The sequence below is a fragment of the Saccharopolyspora pogona genome (genome assembly GCF_014697215.1).
In the GTDB taxonomy this organism is placed as follows: Bacteria; Actinomycetota; Actinomycetes; order Mycobacteriales; family Pseudonocardiaceae; genus Saccharopolyspora; species Saccharopolyspora hattusasensis.
In genome coordinates this window covers 7,267,640-7,287,036 of the sequence record NZ_CP031142.1, presented here as the reverse complement: position 1 = coordinate 7,287,036, position 19,397 = coordinate 7,267,640, and the positions used below count along the sequence as shown (strand labels likewise).

The 19,397-nt window shown below is 70.1% G+C and carries 16 protein-coding genes; 5 read left to right on the top strand and 11 right to left on the bottom strand.

The features are described from left to right. Positions 1-766: 766 nt before the first annotated feature. From DL519_RS34245 to DL519_RS34235, 3 genes are all read right to left on the bottom strand, one after another. Positions 767-1,357, bottom strand: coding sequence for a pentapeptide repeat-containing protein (locus tag DL519_RS34245; RefSeq protein WP_190820974.1), 591 nt, complete (start codon positions 1,355-1,357; stop codon positions 767-769). 53 nt (positions 1,358-1,410) lie between these two features. Then, the gene (locus DL519_RS34240) at positions 1,411-1,980 is read right to left on the bottom strand and encodes a GrpB family protein (RefSeq protein WP_190820972.1); all 570 of its coding nucleotides are present in this window, start codon (positions 1,978-1,980) and stop codon (positions 1,411-1,413) included. 799 nt (positions 1,981-2,779) lie between these two features. Beyond that, complete coding sequence (locus DL519_RS34235) at positions 2,780-3,289, bottom strand: universal stress protein (protein WP_190820970.1); 510 nt, start codon at positions 3,287-3,289, stop codon at positions 2,780-2,782. A gap of 149 nt (positions 3,290-3,438) precedes the next feature. On the opposite strand from DL519_RS34235, the gene DL519_RS34230 reads away from it, so the two are divergent. Then, positions 3,439-4,572, top strand: a complete 1,134-nt coding sequence (locus DL519_RS34230; RefSeq protein WP_223839896.1) for a M20/M25/M40 family metallo-hydrolase — start codon at positions 3,439-3,441, stop codon at positions 4,570-4,572. A 241-nt stretch (positions 4,573-4,813) separates the two neighbouring features. Next, positions 4,814-6,040: an IS110 family RNA-guided transposase gene (locus DL519_RS34225; protein WP_190812993.1), complete on the top strand. Its 1,227-nt coding sequence runs from the start codon at positions 4,814-4,816 to the stop codon at positions 6,038-6,040. Positions 6,041-6,477: 437 nt separating this feature from the next. On the opposite strand, the gene DL519_RS34220 is transcribed toward DL519_RS34225, so the two are convergent. The 3 genes from DL519_RS34220 to DL519_RS34210 form a co-directional block, all read right to left on the bottom strand. After that, positions 6,478-9,762: an error-prone DNA polymerase gene (locus tag DL519_RS34220; protein ID WP_190820968.1), complete on the bottom strand. Its 3,285-nt coding sequence runs from the start codon at positions 9,760-9,762 to the stop codon at positions 6,478-6,480. Positions 9,763-9,836: 74 nt separating this feature from the next. Next, positions 9,837-11,510: a Y-family DNA polymerase gene (locus DL519_RS34215; protein WP_397545004.1), complete on the bottom strand. Its 1,674-nt coding sequence runs from the start codon at positions 11,508-11,510 to the stop codon at positions 9,837-9,839. Next, complete coding sequence (locus tag DL519_RS34210; RefSeq protein WP_190820964.1) at positions 11,510-12,223, bottom strand: hypothetical protein; 714 nt, start codon at positions 12,221-12,223, stop codon at positions 11,510-11,512. Before DL519_RS34210 ends, DL519_RS34215 begins: the two co-directional genes overlap by 1 nt. A gap of 78 nt (positions 12,224-12,301) precedes the next feature. Between DL519_RS34210 and DL519_RS47565 the strand changes: the two genes are divergently transcribed. From DL519_RS47565 to DL519_RS34195, 3 genes are read left to right on the top strand one after another with little or no spacing between them, the layout of a single operon-like run. Beyond that, on the top strand, positions 12,302-12,778 hold the full coding sequence (locus DL519_RS47565; protein WP_223839894.1) for a type II toxin-antitoxin system Phd/YefM family antitoxin: 477 nt from the start codon (positions 12,302-12,304) through the stop codon (positions 12,776-12,778). After that, positions 12,775-13,035, top strand: coding sequence for a type II toxin-antitoxin system RelE family toxin (locus tag DL519_RS34200; RefSeq protein WP_190820962.1), 261 nt, complete (start codon positions 12,775-12,777; stop codon positions 13,033-13,035). Before DL519_RS47565 ends, DL519_RS34200 begins: the two co-directional genes overlap by 4 nt. 7 nt (positions 13,036-13,042) lie before the next feature. Then, positions 13,043-13,264, top strand: a complete 222-nt coding sequence (locus DL519_RS34195; RefSeq protein WP_190820960.1) for a hypothetical protein — start codon at positions 13,043-13,045, stop codon at positions 13,262-13,264. Positions 13,265-13,267: 3 nt separating this feature from the next. On the opposite strand, the gene purH is transcribed toward DL519_RS34195, so the two are convergent. From purH to sucD, 5 genes are all read right to left on the bottom strand, one after another. Continuing rightward, positions 13,268-14,833 carry a bifunctional phosphoribosylaminoimidazolecarboxamide formyltransferase/IMP cyclohydrolase gene (gene purH, locus DL519_RS34190; protein WP_190820958.1) on the bottom strand — a complete coding sequence of 522 codons (1,566 nt, stop codon included), beginning with the start codon at positions 14,831-14,833 and terminating at the stop codon, positions 13,268-13,270. Continuing rightward, the gene (gene purN / locus DL519_RS34185; protein ID WP_263399745.1) at positions 14,830-15,411 is read right to left on the bottom strand and encodes a phosphoribosylglycinamide formyltransferase; all 582 of its coding nucleotides are present in this window, start codon (positions 15,409-15,411) and stop codon (positions 14,830-14,832) included. Before purN ends, purH begins: the two co-directional genes overlap by 4 nt. 190 nt (positions 15,412-15,601) lie before the next feature. Next, positions 15,602-17,068 (bottom strand): cell division protein PerM, encoded by a 1,467-nt coding sequence (locus tag DL519_RS34180; RefSeq protein ID WP_190820956.1) that lies wholly within the window; start codon positions 17,066-17,068, stop codon positions 15,602-15,604. A 302-nt stretch (positions 17,069-17,370) separates the two neighbouring features. Next, complete coding sequence (locus tag DL519_RS34175; RefSeq protein WP_190820954.1) at positions 17,371-18,249, bottom strand: DUF5336 domain-containing protein; 879 nt, start codon at positions 18,247-18,249, stop codon at positions 17,371-17,373. A 263-nt stretch (positions 18,250-18,512) separates the two neighbouring features. Continuing rightward, entirely contained in the window at positions 18,513-19,397 is an 885-nt protein-coding gene (sucD, locus tag DL519_RS34170; RefSeq protein ID WP_190820952.1) for a succinate--CoA ligase subunit alpha, read from the bottom strand.

Here is a 19,397-nt window from a genome sequence, read left to right as displayed (position 1 = left end):
CACAGCAGCCGCACGTTCCGCGTCAGGATCGTCTGCTAGCCGCCTTCGATCCGGCTGATCGTGGTGCTCGCGACCGGCGAACTTCGCCGCGTCCTTGAGGGTCATGCCGGCCTTCTCACGCAATTTCCGCAGTTCCCGGCCTAGCTGACGGCTCCGCACGTTCGGAGCTGGACCGTCTTCGCTCATCGCTGATCTCCCAAAGTCGAGGCTCTCGAAGGCTATTTCATGTCATCACATAACGAAGTCCCAGGATTGAGGGATCATTTGATGTAATCACACAAGTTGGATTGCATGAGGAGTTTTCATACGCCACTGTGGATTTCCTCGCCCGCCTCGCTGGTTTGGAAGGACATTCCGGCGGGGCGGGCATCCGATGGCTTTTCCCTTCCTGTGAGGGCGTTTCTACCCGCGGCACGCGAGCCTGGACTCCCGTCCGGGAGGCGACTATCCGATGGGACTGAAGGTGAAAACCCTTTGTAAGCAACACCTGTCGGCCGACAACACCGAGTTGGGCTGGCTGTGGGCCACGTGCGATGACTGCAACGCGGAAGCGCACCTGATCGCGCAGCGTCTCACATCGGCAGGTACGAGCGAACGGAACTTTCGCGCCGAAGAGCGAGGCGAAAGTTCCGTTCACATCAACAAGTTTGGGGGGACGGTAGACACGCAATGGGCGCTGACACCGAAGCCCTGGCCGTGCTGCTGCGGCGGACCTAATGGCTGCTCGACGACCTCGCCTACCAAGTCGGCGGATTGCAGGGAAGGGTTAGTCGACTCGGAGGCCGTGGGCGGCGGCGAAGGCGAGGGCCGTCATCGTGTCGATGCGGGCTCCCCTGAGGTTCGCCTGCACGAAAGCATCGGCGTCGATCCGGGATTCCCTCAGGTCCGCCTCTTCCAGGCGGGCACCGAGCAGGCGGGCACCCGTGAAGTCCGCTTCGCGCAGGTCGCAGCGGCGGAGGTCGCATTCGGTGAGATTGGCTTCGCGGAAGCGGATTCCGCGCAGGTCCAGGCCGCGCAGATCCGCCTTGCCCATGCCCACCAGCGTCAGGTCCGTCTCGCGCAGCGCCCACGCGCGCAGGCGGCAGTCCACGAAGCTCGACCCCAGCAGGCTGCATCCATCCAAAGTGGACTTGCCGAACACCGTGCGTTCGAACTTGCAGGACCGGAACGCCGTGGCGACGTGCTTCGAACCGTTGAGATCGGTGCCGGTGAACACGCAATCGGTGAACACGCAATTGCGGGTGCTCAGCCCGGACAGGTCGGCATCGGTGAAGTCGCAGCGCTCGAACGTCCGCCCCTGCCACTGCTCGTCCGTCAGCACCGCGTCCTGGAAGTCCTCACCGACCGCGCTCGTCATGCCCCTAGGGTGGCACGCGGCACCGACGTCCCCGGAGGCACCGTCTCCTGGGGTCACGAGACGGTCCAGCCGGTGGCGGCGGCCCACCGCTCGGCCGCCGCCATCAGGACGTCGGTCGCGGAAGCCTTGATCTGCCCGTAGTCCGACAGGTCCGGCGCGCTCACCGCCAGCCGCTGCTTGAACGCCCCCCACGCTCGGCGAGCAGGTTCGTCGGCTCGCAGGTAGTCCCTGAACAACAACGCGTAGCGGGCGTTGGGGCCAGCGCCCTCCCAGAGGTGGACGTTGCAGGGACGTGCGCCGATCGGTGGCGCGAAGACGAGCTTGCGGCAGCGGATCCCACCCGAGACCTCGACGTGGTTCCACGGTTCGGGTCGACACCGGAAGCCGATCGCGGCGAACAGCGCAGCATCCCGGGTCTCGTCGATGGAACGCGCCCGGACCTGCACGTCGATGCAGTCCTTGGTCGGCAGGCCCGGCACCGAGGTCGAACCCACGTTGTCGATGGCGACCGGCAGGTCGCCCAGCTGCCCGTGCAACTGCTCGGACAGCCGCTCGAACTCCCCAGGCCACTCCGGCCGGTAGTCAACCACTGCAACGGGACGGACCTCATCAGGAAACGGCACGTCGCGGCACGTTACCCCGGCACCCAGCCACTGCTAACAGCCGCTGATTCGAGCCCAGCCTTCCGCCCGTCGATGAGTATTAATAGCGAACCCTCGCGAGCGGAATAATTCATTGCGTGTGGCAGGCGGCTCTACCGGTCTGCGCCGGGTGAATCCGATCTTGCTCGCACACGCAGACCTCGACTTCAACGCGCCGATCCCTTGAGGAGAGCTGCGGGTGGGGAGAGCTGCTGCTGCGGCTGCTCGAAGCGGAGCAAAGCGCGACCGGCACCGGCATCGACACAACGAGGAGTTGGCCAGGAGTCGCCGCAACGCCGAGGTTCGTGGTGTCGCCGAGCGGGTGCGGTTCGTCCAAAAGCGATGCCGCAAGCTGGGCCGTAACCGCGGACATCGCCATCTCCGTCGGCAGCAGCCATGCGTGAGGCGGTACCCAGCAGGCACTCGAAGCGATCCGGCCCCGGCTGCGAGGCGGTGGACGGTTGCTCTACGGCGAGGCCTTCCGGGACGAGACGCCGATGCGGAGCGACCGCGGCGTAGACCTGTCGCTCGCCGATCTGGTCGAGCTCACCGAGAAATGCGGATTCCGCATGCTGCGGCTCGCGACTGCCAGCACCGACGAGTGGGACCGCTTCGAAAGCTGGTGCGGCGCCCTGGAGAAGTGGCTGTTGGACAACCCCGACGCAGCCGGACGCGACGGAGTCCGCGCCCTCGCCGACGAGGCACCGCGCCACGTGGCTGCGCGGATACCACGGCGCCCTCGGCTTCGCCTACCTCGTGCTGACCCCGGACTCGTGAACGATCACGGCACGACGACCACCGGGCGGACCGCCTCCACCACCAGGGTCGCCGGCACGGTGCCAAGCAGGCCACCGCGGCGGCGGGACCTGCCGACCACGATCAGATCCGCCCGGTACTGCTCCGCGACCTGCTCCAGGCCGACCGCCGGGTCGCCGCGGTGGTGCACGAAGTCCCAGTCGATGTCCACCCACTTCAGGTGCGACACGACCTCCTTCTTCAGCTCCTCGACCAGGCTCTCGGCTGCCTCGCTGGCCACCGCGACGCCCATCGGCGACCAGTAGGCCACGCCGCCCACCGCCTCGACGTAGACCAGCACCAGGCGGGCGCGCTCCCGCCTGGCAAGGCCGGCCGCCCACGCCGCGGCGTGGAAGCTCGCCGGGGAGCCGTCCATGCCCACGACGATGCCGCCCAGTCCGTCCTTGCCGATCTCGAATTCACGCTCGGTTTTGTCGCCTTCGGCCACGCGGAGATGGTAGTGGGCGCGCGCCGAGCAGTTGGACGCATCCGACACACTCGAAACGTGAACGGCGCGCAAACCCCCTCCGACCTCGAACGTCGCGCATTGGACGCGGTGGACGCGAACGGGATTCTGAACGACCTGCGAGAACTCGTCGCGATCCCCAGCGTCGGCGGCATCAGCAGCGAGCACGACGCCCAGCAGTGTGCGCCGACAAGCTCGGCGCGCTGGGGCACCGGGTGGACCACTGGCGCATCGACGTCCGGGCGCTCGCCGAGCAGCCCGACTTCCCAGGGCAGGAAGCCGACCGCGACGTCGCCTACGGCTGCGTCGGCGTGCACGGCGACGGCTCGGAGCCCGCTTTGGCGTTCTGCGGGCACACCGACGTCGTCCCGGCCGGCGACCTCGACCGGTGGACGAACCGCGACCCGTACGCGTTGCGGGTCGAGAACGGCATCGCCGCTGGTCGAGGCACCTGCGACATGAAGGGCCGGCTGGCCGCGATCTTCGGCGCGCTGCAGGCCCTGCGCACGGCCGGGATCGGGCTCGCCCGGTCGGTGGCCGTGCACACCGTCGTCGGCGAGGAGGACGGCGGGCTGGGCGCCTTCGCGACGCTCCAGCGCGGACATCGCGGTGCCGCTTGCGTCCTGGCCGAGCCGAGCTCGGGCACGATCGTGGCGGCGAACGGCGGGTCACTCACGTTCCGGCTCGAAATCACCGGTCAGAGCACGCACGGATCCACCCGCTACCGCGGCGTGAACGCGTTGGACAAGCTCGCCGAACTGCTGCCGGTGCTGCGCGAGCTGGAGGCCCGCCGCAACGCCGACCCCGACCCGCTGGTCGCGCACCTCGAAGTGCCGTATCCGCTGTCCATCGGCATGGCGCGAGTCGGCGACTGGGCCAGCACGGTGCCGGACCTCGCGATCGCCGAAGGCCGCTACGGCGTCCGCATCGACGAGTCGATCGACGCCGCGAAAGCCGACTTCGCCGAGACCATTGCGCAGGCGTGCGCCGCGGACCCGTGGTTGGCGGGGCACCCGGTCCGGGTCGCCTGGCCGGGCGGGATCTTCGCCAGCGGACGGCTGCCCGAAGGACATCAACTGCTCGCCGAAGCCCAGGACGCCGTCGCCGCGGCCGGGGCTCCCCGCCCGTGGCGGTGGGTGCCCCGTACGGCACGGACCTGCGGCTCTACGCAGCCGCCGGAATCCCGACGCTCCAGTACGGGGCCGGCGACATCCGCTACGCGCACGCGCACGACGAACACGTCGCGATCACGGAGCTGGAGAGGGCCGCGCGCCTACGCCCTGCTGGCGATCCGCCGCTGCGGCATCGCCTAATGGGAGCTACCGGGTCGGCCACCGGGCAGACTCGGGTCCGGTAGCGGCCAGTGAGTGAGCACTCTCGTCGCCAGGCATTCGATGCCTAAGGTCAGACCGTGCCCCCGCTGGTCGTGGGGAGGACGTGACCACTGATGGGGTGACGTGCCCGCCGAAGGCTGGCGTGAGCACTGGACCATTAGGCCGCCGGTGTTCCTCTTCCGCGCTGCTCAGGACACGATGCTGACCGTGTGGAGGGTATGTGTTGTTCGTCGGAGATGACTGGGCTGAAGATCACCACGATGTCGAGGTGCAGGATGAGACGGGTCGGCGGCTGGGTCGGGCTCGGCTGCCGGAGGGCGTGACCGGGGTTGCCCGGCTGCACGCGCTGATCGGTGAGCATCTGCCCGAGGGCGCCGAGCCTGACCAGGTCGTGATCGGGATTGAGACTGATCGAGGTCCATGGGTCCAGGCGCTGATCGCGGCCGGGTACACGGTGTATGCGATCAACCCGCGGCAGGTGGCGCGCTATCGGGAGCGGCACGGCACCTCGGGCGCCAAAAGCGACGCCGGGGACGCGCACGCCCTGGCCGACATGGTGCGCACCGACCGTCATCAGTTACGCGCGGTCGCCGGTGACACCGAGCAGGCCCAGGCCGTGAAGGTGGTGGCGCGGGCGCACCAGACGCTGATCTGGGACCGGCACCGGCACATGCTGCGGCTACGCACCGCGCTGCGCGAGTTCTTCCCCGCCGCGCTGGAAGCCTTCGACGATCTCCTCGCCCCGGATGCGCTGGAACTCCTTGGCCGGGCACCGGACCCGGACCAGGCGGCCAGGGTGTCACGCGCGCAGATCACGGGCGCGCTCAAGCGGGCCCGGCGCCGCAACGTGGACGAGAAGACCACCGCGATCCAGACCGCGCTGCACACTGAACACCTGACCCAGCCGCCGGCCGTGGCCGCCGCCTACGCGGTGACGGTGCGGTCCCTGGTTAGCGTGATCACTGCCTTCAACACCGAGATCGCCGCCGTGCAAGAGCAGGTGCAGGCGTGTTTTGGCCGAGCCCGGGACGCTGAGATCTACCTGTCCCAGCCCGGCATGGGACAGATCCTCGGGGCCCGGGCCCTCGGCGAGTTCGGCGACGACGCCGACCGCTACGCGAGCGCGAAGAACCGGAAGAACTACGCCGGCACCAGCCCGATCACCCGCCAGTCCGGTAAGAAGAAGACCGTGCTGGCCCGCTTCGTCCACAACGACCGGCTCGTCGACGCCCTGCACCAGCAGGCCTTCTGCGCCCTCCGCGCCTCACCCGGCGCCCGCGCCTACTACGACGAGCTCCGCGGCCGCGGCATGAACCACCACGCCGCCTTACGCCAGCTGTCCAACCGACTCGTCGGCATCCTGCACGGCTGCCTCAAGACCCGGAGCACCTACGACGAACACACCGCCTGGGCACACCACAACCGAGACCAGCAAGCCGCCGCTTGACAAACAAAATCATGGGGTGTCTAACCTCCTGCGATGCCCTGAGTCCTCTGCTCGGGCGGACTCACCGAAATTTCCCGCGACGTCAGCGGTCAGGAGCAACATCGCCCGGCAGCGCCATGTCGGGGACACCGCAGCATCGAATGCCCGGGCCACGAAAGACGGGCAGCCAAGGCGAACGACGTGCTGCACCGGCATGTTGAGCAACCAAGGGCGCCTCCTGCGCATCCGGCTGGGCAAGGGGTGGACAGGGATTTCGAATGGCCCGGGCACGCGTGCCGGCACGCACGTCGTGCCCGGGCTCTGGCGTTTCCGGTGCCTCCGGTCAGGTTTCGGAACCACACTCTGGGAGGGAGAAGTGTTCTTCCGCTGCCGGTCGGGCATGGTCGACGCCGGGTTCGGTGGCCGCAGTGGCCGGCGAGATGCGAGGCTCGCCGTGGCTAGTGGAAGTCGCGCGAGGTCGAGGGGATGCGCACTTCCAGTTTCTGCAGCCGGTCAGCTCTCAGATTGATCACTCCTTCCGCTCGTTCGACGATTCCGCGCACCAGCAACGCCGCGCTGGTGCGCCCGACCTTTCGGTAGCGCGCCCACAAACCCTGCGAGCACATGACGTTGACCATTCCGGTCTCGTCCTCCAGGTTCAGGAACGTGATGCCGCCCGCCGTGGCCGGTCGCTGCCGGTGGGTCACCGCACCGCCCACCAGCACACGGGTTCCGTGCTCCACTTCGGACAGTTGTGACGCCGAGAGCGCCCCCAGCTCGTCCAACCTGGAGCGGACGAATTGCAAGGGGAAGCTGTCCGGCGACACCCCGGTGGCCCACACATCCGCGGCAGCCATCTCCACGCCGTCCATCCCCGGCAACGCAGGGGCGGCGGCCGACGCGGTGGTGCCCGGCAACCGATCCGGCCGGTCGCCGGCAGCGGCGGCGGCGTTCCACAGCGCCTCCCGCCTGGACAGGCCGAAGCAGTCGAATGCGCCGGCGGTCGCCAACGCCTCCATCTGCGCGGCAGTCAGATGCGTTCGGCGCGCCACACCGGCCATGTCGCTGTACGGCCCGTTCTCCGCACGTTCGGTGACCAACCGCTCGGCGGCGCCTTCCCCGAGCTTGCGCACGGAAGCCAGCCCCAGGCGCACCGCCCGCTCGCCTTCGCTGGCCTCGTCCGGCTCCAGGTCGGCCTGGGCCCGACTCGCGTTGACGTCCGGTCCGCGCACCCGCACCCCGTGCCGGCGGGCGTCCGCGACCAACGACTGCGGCGAGTAGAAACCCATCGGCTGGGCCTTGAGCAGCGCCGCGCAGAACACCGCCGGGTAGTAGTGCTTGAACCACGCGCTGGCGAAGACCAGCAGCGCGAAGCTCAGGGCATGGCTCTCCGGGAAGCCGTAGTTCGCGAAGGCCAGCATCCGCTGGTAGATCCGCTCCGACAGCTCCCCCGAAATGCCCTTGGCCGCCATCCCCTCGAACAGCCGCCCCCGGAGTCGCTCCATCCGCTCCGCGGAACGCTTGGCCCCCATCGCCCGCCGCAGCTGGTCTGCCTCGGCTGGGGAGAAGCCCGCGACGTCGACCGCGAGCTGCATCAGCTGCTCCTGGAACAGCGGAACGCCAAGGGTCTTCTGCAGCGCACCGGCCATCGACGGGTGCTCGAAGTCCCACTCCTCCAGCCCGTTGCGCCGCCGGATGTACGGGTGCACCGAACCGCCCTGGATCGGGCCCGGCCGGATCAGCGCCACCTCCACCACGAGGTCGTAGAACTCCCGCGGCTTCAACCTCGGCAGCGTGGCCAGCTGCGCGCGGCTCTCCACCTGGAACACCCCGACCGCGTCGGCCCGCCGCAGCATCTCGTACACCGCGTCGTCGTTCAGGTCGAGCTCGCCGAGGTCGACCTCGATTCCGTGGTGCTCGAGGGCCATGTCGATCGCGTAGTGCAGCGCCGACAGCATGCCGAGGCCCAGCAGGTCGAACTTGACCAGGCCGACCTCCGCGCAGTCGTCCTTGTCCCACTGCAGGACCGTGCGGCCGGGCATCCTCGCCCACTCCACCGGGCAGACCTCGCTGACCGGCTGGTGGCAGATCACCATCCCGCCGGAGTGGATGCCCAGGTGCCAGGGGAAGCCCATCAACTCGCCGGCCAGCCCGCGCACCGGATCGGGGATCTCAGAGTCCTCGGGCAGCGGCCCCCAGTGCTCGATCTCCTTGCTCCAGGCGTCCTGCTGACCGGGCGAATAGCCGAGGGCCCGCGCGACGTCCCGCACCGCTGACCGCGGCCGGTAGCTGATCACGTTCGCGACCTGCGCGGCGTGCATCCGGCCGTACTTGCGGTAGACGTACTGGATCACCTCCTCGCGGCGGTCCGACTCGATGTCCAGGTCGATGTCGGGCGGCCCGTCCCGCTCCGGGGCCAGGAACCGCTCGAAGAGCAGTCGGTAGCGGACCGGGTCGGCGTTGGTGATCCGCAGCGCAAAGCACACCGCCGAGTTCGCCGCCGAACCCCGCCCCTGGCACAGGATCCGCTGGTTCCGGCAGAACTCCACGATGTCGGACACCACTAGGAAGTAGCCGGGGAACTCCAGCTGCTCGATCATCGCCAGCTCGTGCTCGATCTGCCGGTAGGCCGCAGGGTTGTCCTGCGGCAGGCCGTACCGGTCGAGCGCGCCCTGGTAGGTGAGTTCGCGCAGCCAGCTCGCCTCGGTGCGGCCCGTCGGCACGTCGAACGGGGGCAGCTTCGGGGCGACCAGCTTCAGGTCGAAGGCGAACTCCCGGCCGAGTTCGGCGGCCCGCTGCACGGCCCCCGGGTAGCGGGCGAACATCCCGGCCAGCTCCGCGCCGGAACGCAGGTAGTTGCCCGCCCAGGCGGGCAGCCAGCCGTCCATGTCGTCCAGGCTGCGGCGGGCCCGGATCGCCGCCACCGCGGAGGCCAGCCGAGCGCGTTCCGGCCGGGCGAGGTGCGCACCAGTGGTGGCCACTGTGGACACCCCCGCGCGGTCGGCGAGCTCGACCAGGGCGTCGTTGCGCTCCGAATCGGCGGGCAGCCCGTGGTCGGTCAGCTCCACCGTGACGTGGTCCCGGCCGAACAGCTCGATCAGCCGCTCCAACTCCGCGGTGGCCGCCGCCGGACCGCTTTCGGCGAGCGCCGCCGGGACGGCGCCCTTTCGGCACCCGGTGAGCACCTGCCAGTGCCCCGCTGCCGCCCCCGCGAGCCGCTCCAGCTCGTACACCGGGCGTCCCTTCACCTCGCCTGCCAACTGGGCTTCGCTGATCGCCCGGCACAGGCTCGCGTAACCGGCCGGATCGCGAGCCAGCACCAGCAGATGCCGGCCTTCCGGATCGGCGACCCCGTTCTGCGGCGCCGGAAGTCCTAGGCTCAGCTCCGCGCCGAACACGGTGCGCACCCCGTGCTCTGCCGCGGACTCGGCGAAGCGGACCACCCCGTACAGCCCGTCGTGGTCGGTCAGCGCGATCGCCTCCAGCCCGAGCCGCGCCGCCTCCGCCGCCAGTTCCTCGGGGTGGCTCGCGCCGTCGAGGAAGCTGAAGTTGGAGTGCGCGTGCAGCTCCGCATAGGGCACCACTGGTGCGGCGTCCACGCGCTGCGGAGTCCACGCTGGACCTTCGTTCTCGCCGCCGGGCCGCCTCTCGTCGCGCAGGCGGCGCCCGGCGGGTAAAGACGGTCGCCCGGAGAGCGCCTTCTCCAGGTCAGACCACGTCTGGGGCGGGTTGAACCAACTCATGAAGCCAGTGAACTCCTGTTCGAATCACCGACGCTACCAAATAAGCCGCACTCCACTCGAACGTGTGTTCGTCACTATCGATAGGCGCCCTGCACCCACCACCGGCCCCCTTCGTGCACCAGCAGCAGCGCCACCTCGCCCGCCGAATCGTCGGCACCAGCGGCCGCAGCCGGGTCCGCCTCCGGCTCGAGCACGACCTGAACCCGCACCGACGACCGCGGCGGCACCTGCACCGCCGGCGTCGTCTGGCCCGCTCCGTCCGCCAGCAGCTCCGCCCACCAGCGCTCCGCCACCGGCCACGGCCCGGCCCAGTTGGACACCGCTCGCGACCGCCCGCCCGACACCCCCACGCGACACGGCGCGGCGGTGAGCCGATGCCGGTCGGTGACGCCCACCGGGTAACCGTCGCCGTCGAAAACCTCCGCAGGCCAAGGCGAATCCGGCACCACAGATGGCGACGGAGACGGAATGCGCCCCGGCCACGGCCGGGCGGCAGGCAGCGCGGGGCGGCGTTCATCGCCCCACGGCACGAACCGAACCTGGTCGCGCAGGTCCCGGCCGCCGCCGAGCACCCCGATCAGGACCGCGTCCGGCCCCAGCATGCCCTGCACCCGCGCGAACGCACGCCCGGCGCGGGCGTCCGCTTCCCCGGTCGCGGCGTTGAGCAGGTCGAGCTGCAGCCCACCTGCCCCGACGACCTCCTCCGGCCGCAGGCTCAGCACGCTCACCCCGGCCGTCGGACGCTGCCGACCACTGCGGCCGTTCAACCAACCGTCGAGTTGCCAGCGCACCCGGTCCGCGGTGGCCGCCGGCGTCAACGGCTCCGCGCACCGCCACACCCGGTGCAGTTCCTCGCCGTGCTCGGTGCGGGCCGAAATCCCCAGCCTGGTGCAGGCCAGCCCGAGTTCGCCCAGCCTGGCGTGCAGCTGGTCCGCCAGGATCTTCGCCGCGAATGCGGCCTGGTCCACCCGGTCCAGCGGCGGATCGAGTTCCTCTTCCACCACCAGGTCCGACGGCGGGCGGCGCCGCTCGACCGGCCGCTCTTCCCCGCCCCCGGCCGCGCGGTGCACCAGCAGCGCGGCCCGCCCGAACCGGGTGGACACGTCCGACGAGGACAGTGCCGCGAACTCGCCCAACGTGCGAATCCCCAACCGCCGCAACAGATCCACCAGTTCCGGCTGATCGGTAGCGCGCTGTCCGTTGAGCTGATCGGTCAGCTGGTCGATCTCCTCGATCAGCAGCGGGGCGAGGAATTCCCGGCTGCGCCCGGGCGCCACGTGCTCGCTGCGCCGAGCCGCCAGGACGGCCGCGAACAGCCCGTCCGCGACGCCGATCCGGCACTCGACACCGACCTGCGCGTCCAACTGGTCCACCACTCGCTCGGCGACGGCCCCCTCGGATCCGAAGTAGCGGGCAGGCCCCCGCGCCGGGACCGCCACCAGTCCCGGCCGCACGACCTCCACGCCCGGCATCAGCTCTTCGACCGCCGCCACGACCGGCTCGAACAACCGCACATCCCGGGCCGGGTCGTGTTCGCACAACACCAGTTCCGGACACCGGCCCTGCGCCTCGCGGCGGCGCATCCCGCGACGCACCCCGCTGCCGCGAGCCGTCTCCGAGCAGGCCACCACCCGGTTGGCCGCGAACACCGCAGCAGGCACCAGCGGTCCGAGCTCGGCGGCGCGAGCGGCGGCGACCACCGGCCAGTCCGGACACCAGATGACGAGGCGACGAGGCGGCATCACCATCACCCCGCCACCGGCCTCAGCTGCGGCCGGACGATCTCGCCCGGCTCGTCCGCGGGCACCCCGATCGTCCCGTCCCGCGCCGGGAGCAGCAGTCGGCACGAACGCGGCCGGGACGCCGCACCGCGCCCGCCCACGCGCACCGTGACGGCACGTTCCCACAGGTAGCCATGGCCCTGCCCAAGCCCTTGCCAACTGGCATCGGCGCACCGCAGCTGCACCTCGGCCCCGGACCACGGACCGAACGGCAGCAGCACCGAACCTCGATTGCGCGCCCGCGCCGACAACCGGCGGGCATCCGAATCGGCCACCTGCCGGGTGCCGCCCACCGCCACCAGGTCGACCCCGTCGAGCAGCGCGGCGATCACACCCACCGGATCGCCGCCCGGCCGCGGCACCACCGCGAGCCTGGCGAGCTCCACCCCGGCTTCGGCCGCCGCGACCAGACTTATGCCGGACAACCCCACCACCGCTGCCCACGACCCGTTCGCCGTCGCCTCTGACAGCAGCGCGAACAGCAGTGAAACCGATCCGTGCACCGCCACCGTGCTGCCACGGCGCAAACCTGGCCATGGCAGCACGGCGGCGAGCTCCGTCCGCGTGGGCAGCACCCGGCCCGCTCCCGGGACACCACCCGCCTCGACGGCCGGCACACCCACGGACACCCCGTCAGCCGTGGACGCGTCCATCGTCGTCAAGGACGCCATCGCGGACATCGCTGCCTCCCCACATGTGACCGTATGGGTGCCCGACCCCGGCGCGGGCACCCATCAGCCGCTGTGGGGAAGACAGCGGTGGAGTCTGCGCTGCGCCTGCACCTGGAACACAGCGCCGACTCCATCGGAGTAGCCGACCCCGACACCGGCCACTTCCGTTATCTCGAACCTCAGTTCGAACAAGGTCAAGTAAACCCTGCGCAGCGGCCCGCGTCAAGACCCATCGCCAGATTGAGTGAACATCTGTTCGAGAGAGGTTTACGCCAAACTTTTGGCTACACTCGACTTATGACGACGATCCCATTAGGAGAAGCCCGCGACCGGCTGTCAGAGGTGGTCGCGCAGGTCGAGAGCACCCATGATCGAGTTGAAATCACTCGGCATGGTCGACCCGCCGCGGTCCTCATCTCCCCCGACGACCTGTCGTCCCTAGAAGAGACCCTGGACCTACTGACCACTCCCGGTGAAGCGGAGGCCATTCGGGAGGGCGTGGCAGACGCGGCAGCGGAGCGCTTCGTTGACACCGAAGAAATCAAGAGGCGCTACCTGCAGTGACCTACACGATCAAGATCACCGCACGTGCAGGGCGCGACCTCGCATGCCTCCCGGAGAAGGTCGCATCGGCTTGCGCCGAGTTCATCTTCGGGCCGCTGGCCGAGAACCCGCACCGGCTCGGCAAACCACTGTTCGGAGAGTTCAAGGGCCTGCACTCGGCTCGACGGAGCGCGTACCGCGTGGTGTACGCGATTCAAGACGACACCGTGGTGGTCGAAGTCGTCCGGATCGCCCATCGAGCCGACGTCTACCGATAGGAAGCAAATGTCAGGAACGCGCACAGCCGGCCCTGCAGAGCAGGCAGCCGCCCTGGCCGCCTACGCACGATTGCAGCGGAACGCTGCTGAGTGGGCCGCATACCTCGATGAGCTTCGACTGACCGAGAAGTCCTGCCGCGACGGACTCGAGAACGCGTTCACCGAGTACCCCGAGTACCAAAAAGCGGGGCGCCGGACCAGCAGCAACGGCCCGGCGCCCCACTCGTGATGATCAGTGCGCGAAGTGGCGCGTCCCCGTGAAGTAGACGGGCACTCCGGCCGCCTCCGCCGCCGCGATGGTTTCGTCGTCGCGGACCGAGCCGCCGGGCTGCACGATCGCGCGAACCCCAGCGTCCAGGAGCACCTGCGGGCCGTCCGCGAACGGGAAGAAAGCGTCGGACGCGGCCACCGAGCCCTTCGCCCGGTCACCCGCCCGCGACACCGCGAGGCGCGCCGAGTCGACCCGGTTCACCTGGCCCATGCCCACGCCGACGGTCGCCCCGTCGTTGGCCAGCAGGATCGCGTTGGATTTCACCGCGCGGCAGGCGCGCCAGGCGAACTTCAGGTCCGCCAGAGTGGCCTCGTCCACCGGCGAGCCGGTCGCCAGCGTCCAGTTCGCCGGGTCGTCGCCCTCGGCGTCGATGGCGTCCGAGCCCTGCACCAGCATGCCGCCGGAGATCGCCCGCATCTCGATCCGGCCGCTCTTGGGCGGCTGCGCGGTCAGGATCCGGATGTTCTTCTTCTTGCTCAGCACGTCCACCGCGCCGTCGGCGTAGCCCGGCGCCACGATCACCTCGGTGAAGATCTCGGCGACCTGCTGGGCCATCTCCAGCGACACCTCGCGGTTCGTCGCGATCACGCCGCCGTACGCGCTCACCGAGTCGCACTCGTGCGCCTTGCGGTGCGCTGCGGCGATGTCGTCGGCCACCGCGATCCCGCACGGGTTGGCGTGCTTGATGATCGCCGCGCACGGCTCGCTGTGGTCGTGCGCAGCGCGCCACGCGGCGTCGGCGTCGACGTAGTTGTTGTACGACATCTCCTTGCCGTGCAGCTGCGCCGCGGCCGCCAGCCCGGTCGCTTCACCGCCGGAGACGTACAGCGCGGCGGGCTGGTGCGGGTTCTCGCCGTAGCGCAGCGCGGAGCGGCGCTCCCAGGTCTCCCCGATCCAGCCGGGAAACACCGAGTCGTCCCCGGTCGGCACCTTGCTCATCCAGGACGCGACCGCGACGTCGTAGGACGCGGTGTGCCGGAACGCGGCCGCGGCCAGCTCGACCCGGTCGGCCAGCGTGAAGCCGCCCTCGCGGACCTGCTCCAGCACCCACTCGTAGCGGCTCGGGTCGACCACGACGGCGACGTTCGCGTGGTTCTTGGCCGAGGCTCGGACCATCGCCGGCCCGCCGATGTCGATCTGCTCGATCACCTCATCCGGCGCGGCGCCCGAGGCCACCGTCTGCACGAACGGGTACAGGTTCACGATCAGCAGATCGAACGGCGCGATGTTCAGGTCGCGCAGCTGGTCGGCGTGCTCCGGGCGGCGCAGGTCGGCGAGCAGCCCGGCGTGCACCCGCGGGTGCAGGGTCTTGACCCGGCCGTCGAGCGCCTCCGGGAACCCGGTGAGCTCCTCGACCGGGGTGACCGGCACGCCCGCAGCTGCGATCGTGCGGGCCGTGCCGCCGGTGGACACGATCTCCACACCTGCGGCGTGGAGCCCGGTGGCCAGCTCCAGCAGGCCAGACTTGTCCGACACGCCGATCAGCGCGCGGCGAACGGCTCGCCGCTCCTGCGAGTTCGCGGTCACGGGATACTCACCTTCCGTCCCTGCACGGTCCAACCGTGCAACGCCAGCTCTTCCAGGGTGTCGACCAGCAGCCGCCGTTCGACGGCCTTGATCCGCTCGTGGAGGCTCGCCTCGTCGTCGTCGGACCGCACCTCGACCGCTTCCTGCGCCAGGATCGGCCCGGTGTCCACGCCGGCGTCCACCACGAACAACGTGCAGCCGGTGACCCGAACCCCATACTCCAGCGCATCCCGCACCCCGTGCATGCCGGGGAACGACGGCAGCAGCGCCGGGTGGCTGTTGAGGTACCGGCCGGCGAAGCGGGCCAGGAAGTCGTCGCCGACGAGCTTCATGAACCCGGCAGAGACCACAAGGTCCGGCTCGTGCTCGGCGCAGCCCTCGGTCAGCGCCCGGTCCCAGTCCGCACGACTGGCGTGGTCCTTGATCCGGTGCACGAAGGTCGGCACCCCGGCGCGCTTGGCGCGGGCCAGCCCCTCGATGCCGTCGCGATCGGCACCCACCGCGACCACCTGCACCGGGAAGTCGGGTGAGCTCGTCGCATCGAGCAGGGCCTGCAGCAGGGTGCCGGAGCCGGACACCAGTACGACGACCCGCGCTGGGCCAGCAGTGGCGAACCGGGTGTGTTGCGAGTGCGCGGCGGCGCTCGGCTGGTCGGGCGTACTCGGGTTCAGCGTTCGCTCCTGACATGCCTCGGCACGATCTCTCGCAGCAGCGTAAGCGCTGATTGCGGTGCCGACGCCGCCAGGGCCCTGGCGAGTGGCGCAGCCCTCACCTCCGGTCGTCCCCGGAGAGGTCGCCGTCGAACTCGGTGGGGTCGATCTCGCTGACCTTGCGCACGGGCGGCTCCGCATCCGCGGCCGTGCGGGCTTGCGGAATCGCCGGTTCCGAGTCGTCCGGTTCGTCCTCCGCGGATGCGGCGTCGGGCGTCGGGTCGGCGTGATCGCCGTCGGCATCGGCGGTGCTGTCCGCATCGGTGTCCGCGGCGTCATCGGCGGTGTCGGCTGCATCTGCGTTCGCGCCTTCGGGAGCCTCGCCATCGGCCTCCGGACCAGCGGTTTCCTCGGTGGCGGGCTCGTAGATGTCCGGCCCGGCGAGCCAGGTGACGGCGGCGGCCGGAATCGCGACCCAGCACAGTGTCGCCGCGGCCAGTGCGACGGGCCGCAGTGTCACCTGCCCGAATGGACCATTGCCCAGATCGCCTCCCGCGACGTGCGCGAGCAGCAACGTCCCGAGCGCCGCGACCACGGCCGCCACACCGACCGCGAGCAGCCTGCGCGCCAGGCTGCCGGGCACCCGGCGGCAGGCGGCTCCGACGAGGAGCCCGACGACGAGCGGCAGCGCCAGCACGATCGCCCACCAGGCCGCTGAATCGTGCGTCGGCAGGACTGCGAGCAGCGGCAAGTCCGGCACCGGGCCGGGCACGACGTGCAGCGGCTGGACATCGAGCCGACCGATCGACAGGCCCGTCCCGGCGGCGAAGGACCAGCCCGCCAGCACCGCGTTCGGGAGGTACAGGATCGACGCCAGCGTGGCGCCGACCGCGTCACCTGCGGTGTTCCCGAGACTGGTCATCGCGGCGACCATCGCCGAGCCCGACAGGCAGATCCCGGCCAGCAGCACCACGCCACCGGCCCCGACGAGCGCGGCCAGCGCCAGCAGGCCGAGGCGCATGCCCGACCAGACCTCGGCTTCGACCCGCTCCCAGACCAGGTAGATCAGCCCGCACCGGTTCGCCACGCCGGCCGCCGAGGCGATCGTCGCGGTCAACCCGCAGCTCACGAACGCATCCACCGGGATCGCGTGCACTGGCCCGCCCAGCACCACTGCGATGCCGGCACCTACGAAGGCGTGCACCAGACCCATCGCCGTGATCAACGGCCACGCCTGGTCCGGGCGTCGCAGGCGGGAGCGCCGCGCGACCCAGGCCGATGCGATGGCGATCAGCAGCATCACCAGCGCGGTCGGCAGCAGCGGCAGGACGCTCAGCGGGGCGTCCGTGATCTTCAGCGCCGTCTGGTGCAACGCGAGCCACCCTGGCAGGGCTCCCACCAGCACCACGACCGGGTTGAACTGCGCGCCGTCGGCGGTCGCCATCACCAGCGCGATCAGCCCCGCGGCGATCAGGTAGCCGGCGAGCAGGACCACGACGACGGCCACCGCGAGCAACCACCAGCGCATCCCGAGCCGGCGTTCGCGGGGGCCGTCGGCGATGGCGTGGGGGATCGAGTCGAGCACGGACACGCAGCTGAATGTCGCACTGGCATTCCGCCGAACGGGTCACAACACGCCGCAACCTCCGCCCATCGAGCGACACGCTTGGTCCACATTCGACATCGGTGCCGAGTCGTCTCGTACCGAACGGGACCGACGCTTGGGGGCATGCCGGGCGGATCACGTCCTAGTCGGTCCTAGTCGTCCGACCTCCTTGCAACCGAACGGATCCCGCAACGAGGCCGCTTAGCTCGATCGCGAACCGCGAGCCGGCAAAGAACGAGCGCGGGCGGCAGAGCCGCCCGCGCTCGTCCAAGCCGAACCGATCAGAAGCTAGGTGGGTTGGCGCCCGGGTGCGGCATCTGCTGGGTGCCCTGCGGACCCGGGCCCTGGCTGGATTGACCCGATTGGCCCGATTGACCGGACTGGCTCGGCTGACCGGACTGACCCGACGGTCCTGGCTGACCGGACTGGCTCGGCTGACCGGACTGGCTCGACGGCGGCGCGGCCTGGCCCGACGGGCCGGGCTGCCCCGGCTGGTTCGGGGTACCGGAGGCAGGCTCCCAACCACCGGGCTGCTGGGGCTGGGAACCGGACGCCGGGCTCCAACCGCCGCCCGGCTGACCGAACTGACCGGGCTGGTTCCAAGCAGGCGCACCGGGTCCGCCCGGACCACTGGGTCCGCCCGGGCCGCTCGGTCCACCGGGACCACCGGGACCACCGGGACCGGACGGGCCACCGCGCTTGCCCGGCTGGAACGGGCCGGACTGCCCGAACGGCGGCTTCGGCTGCGCGGACTTCGACGGCGCGTTGACGATGCCGGCCTCGATAAGCAGGATGCCGACCACAGCACCCAACTGCGCGATCGACAGCAGCAGTAGCACCACGACGATCCCGCCCGAGGCGCCACCGACGAGGTCCTGCAGCAGCGCGAGCGTCGCGTAGGCGGACAGCGGCGCGGCCGCGAACAGCGCGTCCGGCGTCTTCGGCAGGAACCGCAGGCCCGCCAGCGACGCGGAGACGATCAGGGAAAAACCGACGAGGCTGCCGATCGCCACCCCGGCCACCCCGTCGAAGAAGCCGATCAGGTATCCGATCAGACCGGCGCCTGCCGCCACCAGGACCAAGATCTCGTTGAGACCGAGCGAAACGCCGGAGCTTCCCTGGGCTGTCGGCGGCGACTGTCGGGGGAAGGGCGCGGACATGGCTGGACGGACTCCTCGCTTGAACACTCGGGGGCGGAGCTTGCTGACGGTATCGAATCAACCGGGCTCGGTGTGCCGGAAGACCGCAAAACCGGGACTTGCCAACGGTATCGGCCGGGCATGCGTGTCGGCACCGCCGCAAGATCTCGGACGTCGGGGCGGCACTCGAAGTTCCGCCGGCCGCCCAAAAGCTTTCAGAAAGCCATCGGGGCCGGACTCCCGAAGGCGTCCGGCCCCGAAAACGATGTGCCGAGATCGGGCGCTCAGCCCTTGACGATCTCGCGCATCAGCTTGGCGGTCTCGCTCGGCGTCTTGCCGACCTTGACCCCGGCGGCCTCCAGGGCCTCCTTCTTCGCCGCGGCGGTGCCGGACGAACCGGAGACGATGGCGCCCGCGTGGCCCATGGTCTTGCCCTCCGGTGCGGTGAAACCGGCCACGTAGCCCACCACCGGCTTGGTGATGTTGGCCCTGATGTAGTCGGCCGCCCGCTCCTCGGCGTCCCCACCGATCTCGCCGATCATGACGATGGCCTCGGTCTCCGGGTCGTCCTCGAAGGCCTGCAGCGCGTCGATGTGGGTGGTGCCGATGATCGGGTCGCCACCGATGCCGACGGCGCTGGAGAAACCGATGTCCCGCAGCTCGTACATCATCTGGTAGGTCAGCGTGCCCGACTTGGACACCAGGCCGATCTTGCCCGGGCCGGTGATGTTGGCCGGGATGATGCCGGCGTTGGACTTGCCGGGCGAGATGATGCCCGGGCAGTTCGGCCCGATGATCCGGGTCTTGTTGCCGGTGGCGTTGGCGTGCGCCCAGAAGTAGGCGGAGTCGTGCACCGGGATGCCCTCGGTGATGACCACGGCCAGGCCGATCTCGGCGTCGATGGCCTCGATCACCGCGTCCTTGGCGAACTTCGGCGGCACGAAGACGACCGACACGTCGGCGCCGGTCTCCTTCAGGGCCTCCTTGACAGTGCCGAAGACCGTGAGCTGCTTGCCCTCGATCTCGACGGTCTGCCCGGCCTTGCGGGCGTTCACGCCGCCGACGATGTTGGTGCCGGAGCGCAGCATCCGAGCGGTGTGCTTGGTGCCTTCAGAGCCGGTGATGCCCTGAACGATGACCTTGCTGTTCTCGTTGAGGAAGATAGCCAT